General features: G+C 44.3%; 8 protein-coding genes and 5 pseudogenes. 10 read left to right on the top strand and 3 right to left on the bottom strand.

The features are described from left to right. The first annotated feature begins 128 nt into the window (after window positions 1–128). The 3 genes from EWA64_RS00640 to EWA64_RS00630 are packed head-to-tail and all read left to right on the top strand — an operon-like array spanning window position 129 to window position 2,344. Window positions 129–629, top strand: a complete 501-nt coding sequence (locus tag EWA64_RS00640; RefSeq protein WP_139045691.1) for a PTS sugar transporter subunit IIB — start codon at window positions 129–131, stop codon at window positions 627–629. A gap of 55 nt (window positions 630–684) precedes the next feature. Beyond that, the gene (agaW, locus tag EWA64_RS00635) at window positions 685–1,470 is read left to right on the top strand and encodes a PTS N-acetylgalactosamine transporter subunit IIC (RefSeq protein WP_045571298.1); all 786 of its coding nucleotides are present in this window, start codon (window positions 685–687) and stop codon (window positions 1,468–1,470) included. After that, window positions 1,454–2,344 (top strand): PTS system mannose/fructose/sorbose family transporter subunit IID, encoded by an 891-nt coding sequence (locus tag EWA64_RS00630; protein ID WP_061894819.1) that lies wholly within the window; start codon window positions 1,454–1,456, stop codon window positions 2,342–2,344. Before agaW ends, EWA64_RS00630 begins: the two co-directional genes overlap by 17 nt. A 268-nt stretch (window positions 2,345–2,612) precedes the next feature. Here EWA64_RS00630 and EWA64_RS21200 read toward each other — a convergent pair. Then, window positions 2,613–2,798: pseudogene (locus EWA64_RS21200) on the bottom strand (helix-turn-helix domain-containing protein); the annotation flags it as partial. A gap of 476 nt (window positions 2,799–3,274) precedes the next feature. On the opposite strand from EWA64_RS21200, the gene EWA64_RS00620 reads away from it, so the two are divergent. From EWA64_RS00620 to agaR, 7 genes and pseudogenes are all read left to right on the top strand, one after another. Beyond that, window positions 3,275–3,523 carry an ISAs1 family transposase gene (locus EWA64_RS00620; protein WP_139045692.1) on the top strand — a complete coding sequence of 83 codons (249 nt, stop codon included), beginning with the start codon at window positions 3,275–3,277 and terminating at the stop codon, window positions 3,521–3,523. Next, complete coding sequence (locus EWA64_RS00615; RefSeq protein WP_139045687.1) at window positions 3,438–3,887, top strand: ISAs1 family transposase; 450 nt, start codon at window positions 3,438–3,440, stop codon at window positions 3,885–3,887. Before EWA64_RS00620 ends, EWA64_RS00615 begins: the two co-directional genes overlap by 86 nt. Window positions 3,888–3,919: 32 nt before the next feature. Beyond that, window positions 3,920–4,319, top strand: a pseudogene (locus EWA64_RS00610) (IS4 family transposase); the annotation flags it as partial. Window positions 4,320–4,434: 115 nt separating this feature from the next. Further along, window positions 4,435–5,163 (top strand): hypothetical protein, encoded by a 729-nt coding sequence (locus EWA64_RS00605; protein ID WP_061894758.1) that lies wholly within the window; start codon window positions 4,435–4,437, stop codon window positions 5,161–5,163. A gap of 112 nt (window positions 5,164–5,275) precedes the next feature. Then, window positions 5,276–6,310, top strand: a pseudogene (locus EWA64_RS00600) (IS4 family transposase); the annotation flags it as partial. Between the two features lie 119 nt (window positions 6,311–6,429). Then, a pseudogene (locus EWA64_RS00595) lies at window positions 6,430–7,430 on the top strand (IS4 family transposase); the annotation flags it as partial. 456 nt (window positions 7,431–7,886) lie between these two features. After that, window positions 7,887–8,666 (top strand): transcriptional repressor AgaR, encoded by a 780-nt coding sequence (gene agaR, locus EWA64_RS00590; protein WP_061894759.1) that lies wholly within the window; start codon window positions 7,887–7,889, stop codon window positions 8,664–8,666. A gap of 220 nt (window positions 8,667–8,886) precedes the next feature. Here agaR and EWA64_RS00585 read toward each other — a convergent pair. Both EWA64_RS00585 and EWA64_RS00580 read right to left on the bottom strand, forming a co-directional pair. Continuing rightward, window positions 8,887–9,093 (bottom strand): annotated as a pseudogene (locus EWA64_RS00585) (transposase domain-containing protein); the annotation flags it as partial. 86 nt (window positions 9,094–9,179) lie between these two features. Then, complete coding sequence (locus EWA64_RS00580; RefSeq protein WP_061894761.1) at window positions 9,180–10,283, bottom strand: tyrosine-type recombinase/integrase; 1,104 nt, start codon at window positions 10,281–10,283, stop codon at window positions 9,180–9,182. Between the last annotated feature and the right edge of the window lie 590 nt (window positions 10,284–10,873).

The following is a 10,873-nucleotide window of genomic DNA, read 5'->3' as shown; positions in this document are numbered from 1 at the left end:
ATGTTTAAGAGCTAACGTAGAAACGAAATAAAAGTCATTCTGGATAATCCTTGCCCAACGGGCGAAGTCAACCGTGTCGTGCAAGGCGTGATCATCCACCAATTTGAATCATAACTGAGGGTTTCAATATTATGTCAGCAAATATTGTATGGTGCCGAATAGACGAGCGTCTATTACATGGCCAAGTGAAAATTACTTGGATGCCGGCTTCTGGCGCTAACACTTGTATCGTGTGTAACGACGATGTGGCCGAAGGCCCAACCGCCGAGTTCTCTCAAGCAGCGATGCGTGCCTCGGCTGGCGGAGAGTTCAAAACCTCATTTTACTCAGTCGACAAGCTGTGCACCATCATTGGTAAAGCCAAGCCTGAGCAAAAAATCTTTATCGTGTGTTCGAACCCAACCGACGTTGCGCGTTTGATTGAAGGCGGCGTACCTATTAAGGCGGTGAACGTGGGTAACATGCACTTCCATGAGGGTAAACGTCAAATCACCAAAACCGTATCGGTGGATGCGAAAGATATCACGGCGTTTGAGCGCATCGCTGCATGTAATGTGCTCTCGACTATCCAGAACACCCCAGACCAAGATCCGGTTGAGGTGTTGACACTAGCGACAGCGAGTGCGTAATTCTCAACCGCCGGTATAGGAAAACTATCCCCGGCCCAAATAAAGGAAAGAGACAATGCTATTTGAAGCAATGCTTGTAGCGGTGTGGGCGTTCCTGTGTGGTATCGATAAATACGATGTGGCACTGAACATTCACCGTCCGCTGATCACTGGCCCGATTGTTGGCCTGATCATGGGTGATCTGGAACTTGGTCTGATGACCGGTGCGGTTTTAGAGCTTGCGTGGCTTGGCCTGGTGCCAAACGCGGGCGCTCAGCCGCCAGATGTGACCATGGGGACCATTGCCGCAGTGGCGTTTGCCATAATGACCAACCAAACTCCAGAAATCGCAATGGGTGTGGGCATGCCAATTGCGGTACTGATGCAGATGTTGATCATCGGTTTCTTTGCCATGTCCTCGTTCGCAATGGGTAAAGCGGACGACTGCGCTGAGCGCGGTGACTCTCGTGGTATCGACTTCTTATTAATCAGCATTTTGACTGCCCGTGCCACGATGTACTCGGTGGTCGCGTTCATCACGGTATACTTTGGTGAGCATGCGGCACAGTGGATTGATGAAAATGCGCCAACTATGCTGCTTGAAGGTCTAGGTATCGGTGCGAAAATGGTGCCCGCTATCGGTTTTGCCATGCTGTTAAAAGTGATGTGGAACAAAGAGATGGCGGGGATTTTCTTCATTGGTTTCGTGATGACCACATACCTTAAACTGCCGATCATGGCGGTAGCGGTACTCGGTGGATCAGCCGCGGTCCTTTACTACTTCATGACAGGCAGCCAAACCCAGGCAGCAGTAGGCAATAACTCTGTGCAAAGTGAGAATTACGATGACGACGGTATTTAATACAGACGCGCTTCCAAAAGAAGCGGAGCAAACAGAACGTTTCACCGATGAGATTGATGCATACCAAGACAACGAAGTACGTAAAGTGATCACCAAGCGTGAGCTTATTATGTGTGCCCTGCGTGGCCTGTTCATGGAAGGCAACTTTAACTTCGAACGTATGCAGGCTGGCGGTTACGCGTACTCGATGATCCCAGCGTTGAAAAAAATTCACGGCAACAACAAACGTGATTTTTCGACCTCGTTGAAAAACCACCTCCAGTTCTTCAACAGCTCGCCAAAACTGTTCACTTTTCTACTTGGTCTGTCCGTGGCAATGGAAGAGAACAAAGAAAAGCCAAGCACCATCAATGCCGTGAAAGTAGCCGGTCTTGGGCCACTAGGTGGTATCGGGGATGCGCTTGACCACATGACACTGATGCCATTGACTTTAGCACTGGGTGCGGCGATTGCCGTCGATGGTTCGATTGCCGGCCCATTTGTGTTCTTCGTACTGTACCAAATTCCGCACTTCTTAGCGTACTTTGGCTTGGTGTTTCTTGGCTACAACGCTGGTGCGAAAGCGATGAGCGCCATGAGTGGCGTGACCGAGAAGCTCGCGCGTGCGGCTAACATCATGGGTCTGTTCGTGATTGGTGCGTTGACCGCTACCTTCATCAAAGTGCACACCACGCTGGAGCTCGAAATGGGTGGCAAAGTGGTCTCTCTACAGCACGATTTGTTTGACAAGATTATGCCGAACCTGCTGCCACTGGCGCTCGTGTTCTTCATGTTCAAAATGGTGCGTGGCAAAGGCTTTTTTGCCAAGCCACCGGTACTGATTTTTGGCACACTCGCGCTTGGCGTCGTGGGGCACTATTTGGGCATTCTCTAAGTCTGAGTAAAGGGCTGGGTGAACGCATAGATGGCTTGGAAAGTAGAGCCGCTATACGCCCTTTTCTTCAAATTGCCGCTGTATTGACCGTTTTACTCGTACTGAATCCTCATAATTTGGGATATCAGCATTTACGTTGGAGTGCCGAACTGATGGCGATTGAAGTGAATCGGATATTTGGTCTTAACGTTCACTTATCTACCATTCGTCGATGGTTGTCTAACCTTACCTGAGATCTGGTTAAGCCAGAACTAAGCAATTGCTCTCTTTGCTCAGAAGTTAAGAAGGGTGGTCGTCCCGTTCTTGGCTTTTTCTTCAGCCCTTCTAATCCTTATTCAAGAAAAGTGTGAACCCACTTATTAACACTGGTTCGGCTCACCATAAGAAACTTGGCGATTTGGGTGCGAGAGTGTCCATCTTTGAAATGAGCGAGGGCCAGCAATCTCATTTTCATCTGAATAGATTTCTGCTGGCTTGCGAGCTTTTTAAAGTCGATATTATTGAGACTGTCCATAGCGAATAAGTTTTATCGTTTAATGGCCTCAATTAGATCATATTTTTACTTATATTGGTATAAACAAGGTTTTAGATAAACAGGTAACAAATTCTCAGTGTATACGGAGTCTCAGTAAAGAGTAGAACCCTTACAGCTATGTTAGAAATATGTGGAGAAGTCGGAAATGGATCTGCAACTAACGAAGAGAGGCAAGACATAGTGTAAGCGCTCAATACTCCGCATAATTCCATTCTGATCTCCATGCTAGAACCTCGACGGAAAGCAGTCGGTAGTCACCATAAACATCGAAACATTTTTCTTAATGCGTTTAATCCTCGATATGTTTACCCACATATCAAAGATAGATTTGTCATAAAAAACATCAAGGCTTTTTGTCATAAAAAATTTGTAAGGGTAAGTTCAGGTTTGTTAAGATGCTCGACTTGCGAGGAGCTATCGTGACGATTGATGCGATGGCCTGTCAGACCAAGATTGCCAAGGCGATCACTAGCAAGGGCGGGGATTACTTGTTGGCAGTAAAGGGTAATCAAGACAAGTTGTCGGCAGCCATACAGACAGCCTTCGCCCCACACCGCCGTGCCCCGATTGACAAAACCACCTACCAAATCGAGAAACAAAAAGGCCGCGTTGAAGCACGTACATTGCCATGTACTCAAGGCTAGTGAGTTAGAGGGTGACTTCTCAACGTGGAGTGGACTCGCCAGTATTGTCATGGTTGAAAATTACCGAGTAGCCAAAGGTAAAGCGCCAAAGTTGGAGTACCGCTACTACATAAGTTTCAGCAGACCTGACCGCGGAGCAGGCAGGAAATGCCATTCAAGCCCACTGGGCATAGAGTCAATGCACTGGATTTTAGATGTGAGCATGCGAGAAGATGCTTGTCAGATTTACCGACAAAACGCGGCTGAAAATTTGGCAGGTTTAAGACACATGGCGCTTAACATGCTAAGAGCTGAGCCAAGCAAAATTAGTGTGCCAATGAAGCAGAAACGTTGCATGATGAACCCCGGCCTCTTAAGTCAATGACTAAATTCTAACCATTCATTGCGGACGCTCTGGACACCTATACAGCGGATGACATCATAACGATCTACCGCTGTCTATGGCAGGTGGAGTTGCTTTTTAAGGAGTTAAAATCTCACACAAACTGGCAACGATTTGTCACGGTACAAAAGGCCATCGTTGATGGGCTTATCTGGTCCAGTTTGCTTGCGCTAATCATTAGGCGCAGTACAGCGCTGCAGATAATGCCATCGGTCTCGCTGTTTAAAGCGGCAAAAAATGTGGATGTGTGGCTGTTACCTATATTTGAATGCATCAGCCCAAAGCCTGGTTAGAAATAGGTGACAAACTTGAATGGACCTCTAGCTATATACCCATAACGCGTGAAAGTCCGAATAGAGGAAATTAAAGGAAAATATCACGTTAGACGGGATTTATTCAGGACTTAATTCTTAAGTTTCAGTCTATGTATGCTTGTTTAATTATATTTATCTTGATTATGATAATTATTTGCATAATAATTATGAAGTCATATTTTAATGACAGTTTTTAAGTGAGATTAGTAAATAAAATGAAAAAATATTTAAGCTTGTTAATGGCAATAACATTACCAATCGTATTATCGGGCTGTAATGGCTCTTCTGATTCTCCATCAGAGTTAGCAGAAAGTTACGATGGTGTTTATAAAGATAAGAGTGGGGATTCTCTTTTTTATAGCTCGAATGAAGATGCGATCTATTTATATAGACCACCACAACGATACGAGGATGGTTATATAAGCAGCTCAAATCGTAGCATTGTGGTCGACAACAGTTTAATTGGTCCTTATATAGATACGAACCATTTCGTGAAATCGGAACTTGGCGACTACTATCATTACCAAAACTCCACCGTTCAGTTTCATTTTTCAAAGGGTAATGTGTCCGCGCTAGTCAAAGATGAGGGTGACAGAACACTTGTTGACACCACGTACACCAAACTGCCAACACTCGCTGATTTTGATCTGATGTATCAAAGCTATGCAGATTGGGAACGTATGACACTCATCTTCTCTAATGATGATCGCATGTTTGCTCAACTGGACTTTATGCTGACATGCCAGTTAAATGCTGATGTAAAGAGGATGTCGAACTTCTATCGTGTCTCTAATGGTGCAATAACCTGCAATGATCCAAACGATCCACGTATCGACTCAAATATGCACGGCGTCATCTATAAGGTGGCGGAAGACAGCCGAGCTGTCGTCATTGTGCAAGGAAAACGTTGGACATATCGTACAACTTTCCAAACCGTTTATTAATCGAAAAGGGGTATCAGCCTAATGCCGATCAGTTAAGCCAAAAATGATCGGTTGAACGATCCTGCAGATAGCTTATAAAGGCTCTAAGTATTCCCACTTAGAGCCTTTTCTTTTGCAATTAACGACAGCCCTCTCACTCGCCAATAGCTATGCTCCAAATACAGAGCAACTAGGACAACTTAGTGACATCCTGTGCCCAGACTTCATTAATCAATGTCTTGAAACGTCGGGGGTAGCAATGGTTCGAAAGCGCAGAATCCCTCTTGATATGGCGGTTTGGTCTGTGATTGCTATGTCTCTCTATCGACAAGAACCTCTGTGGAGTATCGTTTCCAAAGCTCAATTGGCTCTGCCTGGAAAACGAGCGCTTGTCGCTCCTAGCGCCATCGTTCAGGCGAGACAGAGACTTGGTGAGCAGGCAGTGAAAGAAGTTTTTGTTCAAAGTCAGAAGTTGTGGAATGAAGAGGCTCAACATCCTACTTGGGCTGGCTTAAAGCTTCTTGCTGTCGATGGCGTGGTATGGCGAACACCGGACAGCGATGAAAATAGGGACACCTTTCAAGCCCCCTCGAACCAAAATAGCGAAGGCGCCTTCCCTCAAGTTCGTATGGTGTGCCAGATGGAAGTGACAAGTCATATGCTGATTGCAAGTGCATTCGATAGCTACAAAACCAATGAAATGGTATTGGCTGAACAACTCATCGACACGACACCAGATAATAGCTTAACCCTGTTTGATAGAGGCTTTTTCTCACTAGGTCTACTCAATCGCTGGGCGTCGACAGGCGTTGAGCGCCATTGGTTAATGCCAATGAAGAAAGGTACGCAGTATACGATAATCAGTAAGCTTGGCAGGAATGATAGAATAGTCCGCTTGCAGTCTAGCCCTCAAGCCAGAAAGAAGTTCTCGGATTTACCAGAGTCAGTGACGGTTAGGCTCATAACCAAAACGATTAAGGGAAAAGAGGTCAATATCCTCACGTCGATGACCGATGCTTTGCGCTACCCTAGCGCAGAAATCGCTGACCTATACAGCCATCGATGGGAAATTGAGGTTGGTTATAGAGAAATGAAGTCATCGCTACTTAAGAATCAATTTACCTTACGCAGTAAAAAGCCTGAGATGGTCCGTCAAGAGCTATGGGGGGGCTACTGAGCTCTGAGGAATCCCCTAATGATTTTGATAAAAATCATCAATTTAAGGTAGATACATATCTTGTCATATGATCAAATGGTTTCGCCAAAAATCAATAATCAGATAACAAGATGTGCGAGCTCGATATTTTACACGACTCTCTTTACCAATTCTGCCCCGAATTACACTTAAAACGACTCAACAGCTTAACGTTGGCTTGCCAAGCATTACTTGACTGTAAAACTCTCACTCTTACCGAACTTGGCCGTAACCTGCCAACCAAAGCGAGAACAAAACATAACATCAAACGAATCGACCGATTGTTAGGTAATCGTCACCTCCACAAAGAGCGACTCGCTGTATACCGTTGGCATGCTAGCTTTATCTGTTCGGGCAATACGATGCCTATTGTACTTGTTGACTGGTCTGATATTCGTGAGCAAAAACGGCTTATGGTATTGCGAGCTTCAGTCGCACTACACGGTCGTTCTGTTACTCTTTATGAGAAAGCGTTCCTGCTTTCAGAGCAATGTTCGAAGAAAGCTCATGACCAATTTCTAGCCGACCTTGCAAGCATTCTACCGAGTAACACCACACCGCTCATTGTCAGTGATGCTGGATTTAAAGTGCCATGGTATAAATCCGTTGAGAAGCTGGGTTGGTACTGGTTAAGTCGAGTAAGAGGAAAAGTACAATATGCAGACCTAGGAGCGGAAAACTGGAAACCTATCAGCAACTTACATGACATGTTATCAAGTCACTCAAAGACTTTAGGCGATAAGAGGATGACCAAAAGCAATCCAATCTCATGCCAAATTCTATTGTATAAATCTCGCCCTAAAGGCCGAAAAAATCAGCGCTCGACACGGACTCATTGTCATCACCCGTCACCTAAAATCTACTCAGCGTCGGCAAAGGAGCCATGGGTTCTAGCAACTAACTTACCGGTTGAAATTCGAACCCCCAAACAACTTGTTAATATCTATTCGAAGCGAATGCAGATTGAAGAAACCTTCGAGACTTGAAAAGTCCTGCCTACGGTCTGGGCCTGCGTCATAGCCGAACGAGCAGCTCAGAGCGTTTTGATATCATGCTGCTAATCGCCCTAATGCTTCAACTGTCCCTTTTTATTGTCATCCCAAAACCACCGTTTTTAGCGGTAGTGGTAGTTATTGTTTTGCCCGAAAATACGCCCGTACTAGAAGACAAACTCCTTAGTATCAAGTTTGAAGAGCGACATTTTCTACAGATGTGTATGAACTTCTCTCGTTGGAAAGGGGCGAAGGGCATTGTAATGGTTGAAAACCTCCGCCTTGAGAAAGGCAAATCTGTCGAGCTAGAGTACCGCATGATGAATCCATGCTAGAGGCGGTGTTAAGTGCTAGTTTTAGTCAGGTAATGAAAAACTTAGGCACTCATGCGCTTGCCTTAGATATATAACATAATCGAAACATCTAAATCTAAAACGAAGGGTAAATACTCTACATGTTGAACTGGTATAACTTGTTGTAGGATCACTTTCGATTTAATATAGAATATCTTTAAAGAAACAAAATGAAAGTTGGTTTCATGTTCTAGGAGTAATCCAATGATAACGGCGGTCGAAAGACGCAATGAAATTATAGAGCTAGTTAATTCTGTCGGCCGAGCCCGTGTTGAAGACTTAGCCTCTAAGTTTAATGTGTCTAGTGTTACAATTCGTAGCGATCTCTCATTTCTCGAAAAGAATGGTTATGTTATTCGTTCGCACGGCACAGCAATTCCTAATTCTGGATTAATTTCTGAGCTGTCGGTTCACGAAAAAAGACGTCACAACTCTGAGGGAAAAGTACTTTTAGGTAAGGCTGCAGCAAAGCTAGTTGAAGAAGGTGATGCAATAATCATTGATTCAGGCACAACGACACTAGAAATTGCACGTTACTTAAATAATGTGGATAACGTGGTCGTCATGACTAATGGGCTTGATGTCGCGATGGAACTTTCATCTAAGTCTGGCGTTGAGGTCTTAATGACTGGTGGCGTTTTAAGAAAAAAAGCAATGTCCTTTTCTGGACCAAAATCAGAAGATGGATTAAAAAATCATCGATTCGATAAAGTATTCTTAGGTGTAGATGGCTTCGATATAAAAGCTGGTATTACTACTTACAGCGAACAGGAAGCATCACTTAACCGACTAATGTGTGAAGTATCAGACACAATAATTGCGGTTGCTGACTCAAGTAAATTTGGCAAACGTAGCTGCCACATGATTCGAGCGTTTAACAATATCGATACGCTAATCACTGATTCAGGCATCCCAGATGAATACTTGAAGCAATTACAAGAGCAAGGTGTTAACGTCATTATTGTGCAAGCATCACACCAATAATTCTTTACTAATTAATATCTTACCTGACAGTTGCCCTCTTTTCGATTTGGTGACTGTCAGATTATATTTGGCTGGATTCTTTCAGTCCAGATAGATTTATCCATCTTCTAATGTTTATATTGGCGTTCTGCCACACTATATTCTTCCTTAATGAGTTCTATCATGGTTGTTGTGTATCCGCTCAATACTCAGCAGGTCATAAACGGATAATGGTGATTATTTAATCTTTTTTGATGTTCCAAGGTAGCAGCGCCTCGATTCGCTCGACGGTTTCTGCGTATGGCAACTGAGTAAGAAGGATGTGTAAGTATTGGTACGGCTCTAGACCATTGAGTTTCGCCGTTTCCACCAAGCTATAACAGACAGCACTCGCATTGGCGCCTTGCGTTGTATCGGCGAACAACCACGCTTTTCTGCCAATCACGAAATACGCATCTGAAGTCACTGTGTGATTTTTAAACTGATCGGTGTTCTAGGAGCAGTTATTTAGTTAGTTGTAGTATGAGTGACAATTTAAGTTTTCTTAATACGACTTTTCGCCATTGCGCTTTCACGCGCCAAGATACCTCGCCCATAGCGCAAAACCATTGCCTCACTAGACCAACGGCCTGATTGCTGTATTTGTAACGTACTGTAGCCCTTTCTAAGCAAGTCCTGTGTTGCGCCGACTCGTGCGCTGTGTCCGGTAAATGGTTTAATACCATGACGTTTTAGGCCAAGATCATGCCATGCTGAATAGAATATTTTTTCGACCAGTTTAGTTGTAATGCCTTTATGGATTTGCTCACCCGTTGCCTCATCCACTTTAGGCTTAATGCACGAATTGTGCTTGGAAATACCAACAAACAAGTAGCCTTTTGCGCCATTGTCGAGCTTTGCCGCATCGGTATAATCCAAAATTAGGTTCACCACATCCTCGCTAAGTACGCAAGTATCCGGCTCCCCCGAATGATTTGTTTTAGTGACAGGAATGGTCAGAATGGCGATTCCGTCTTCCAGATGAAGATCACAGAGGCGAATATTTGCTAATTCAGCGGCCCTTAGCATGGACTCATAAGCAACAGCTAGTAAAGCTAGGTTACGTTTGATCAATAATCTTTCGTCGCCACCCCAAAGCTCAATCAAGCTCATTAAGTGTCGTTCGGTAAAGGGAGACGCTTGCTTGATGACTTCACCAGAACGCACTTTTTTCCGAGATATCGCTTTGATCCTGTCCTCAACATGAATATCAATGCAAGGGTCAGGGCAACCAGTGACGCGGTGAAAGCGAGATATCGCCCAACGATAGATTGACATCGTGTTACGGTGTAACTCACTGGCATGTTCAATAAAGAAGGTTTCTACCGTGGCAGGTGACGCGGGTAAGGAATCGCGGTGGTTCCTTACGCACCAGTCAACAAAGCATTTCCAAGCACTTTTGAGGCGACGCAACGTGTTTGGGGAATAGCGTTCTTTTCGCTTTTCAAATTCATGGAGAAGATGGTCAAAAACAGCTTGAAACTGTGGGCTCGTGGCGACATTAACGCCTTTTTTCTGCGCGGCTCGAATTGCCGCTTCTACATGCTCTGGCCGTACATCGGAAAAGTCGCCAAGGAGCGACAATTGGTTTTCGATCATACTTTATCAACCTTCATGTTCGTTTGAAACATCCTGAGTGCCGAGCATAAGGACAATCTTTATTGTCTCAAAACGCTCTTACGGGCCATCTTTATTGTCTTTACCACACTCAGACCATACTGAAGTTTAAATTTTTGTCAATTTCCGAGAATTACACTTCTCAGAAATTGATAGAGTAGGAGCCTTCTGTATTTAAAATGTGACATTGTAACATTTTAAATCTGAATTTTTTTTGGGGATAATTACTCCGCGCTCCTACGGAGAGTTTTAATGTTGGAAGTACCAAGGAAGAAATGAATCTATAGCAAGCTCTGTCTTGCCAGCTCTTGTTATGACACTCAATTATGTTGATTCATAACGAGATAAATAACATCTCTACGTCCCGATAGGTGATACCGCCAGTACAACTCATAGCAACGAAGAATGGCAAGCATGGTAGGCGTAGACAGGAGGGTGAGTCTTGGTGACCTCAACTGAGTTGATGGAGAAAATCTGCTCTACAACCAAATTAAATCAAGAACTTAGATGCGTGAAGAAGAAATAAAGGATGTGCACTTGACATCGATGCGACCATTTCGAAACATCGACAA

It is taken from the genome of Vibrio cidicii (genome assembly GCF_009665415.1).
Classification (GTDB): Bacteria; Pseudomonadota; Gammaproteobacteria; order Enterobacterales; family Vibrionaceae; genus Vibrio; species Vibrio cidicii.
The sequence above is the reverse complement of the archived record's forward strand: the minus strand, read 5'-3'. Positions and strand labels throughout refer to the sequence as shown.

Coding starts and splice junctions, on each gene's coding strand:
- agaR (WP_061894759.1), top strand. CDS start 7,887: ATGATAACGGCGGTCGAAAGACGCAATGAAATTATAGAGCTAGTTAAT.
- EWA64_RS00605 (WP_061894758.1), top strand. CDS start 4,435: ATGAAAAAATATTTAAGCTTGTTAATGGCAATAACATTACCAATCGTA.
- EWA64_RS00580 (WP_061894761.1), bottom strand. CDS start 10,283: ATGATCGAAAACCAATTGTCGCTCCTTGGCGACTTTTCCGATGTACGG.
- EWA64_RS00620 (WP_139045692.1), top strand. CDS start 3,275: ATGCTCGACTTGCGAGGAGCTATCGTGACGATTGATGCGATGGCCTGT.
- EWA64_RS00630 (WP_061894819.1), top strand. CDS start 1,454: ATGACGACGGTATTTAATACAGACGCGCTTCCAAAAGAAGCGGAGCAA.
- agaW (WP_045571298.1), top strand. CDS start 685: ATGCTATTTGAAGCAATGCTTGTAGCGGTGTGGGCGTTCCTGTGTGGT.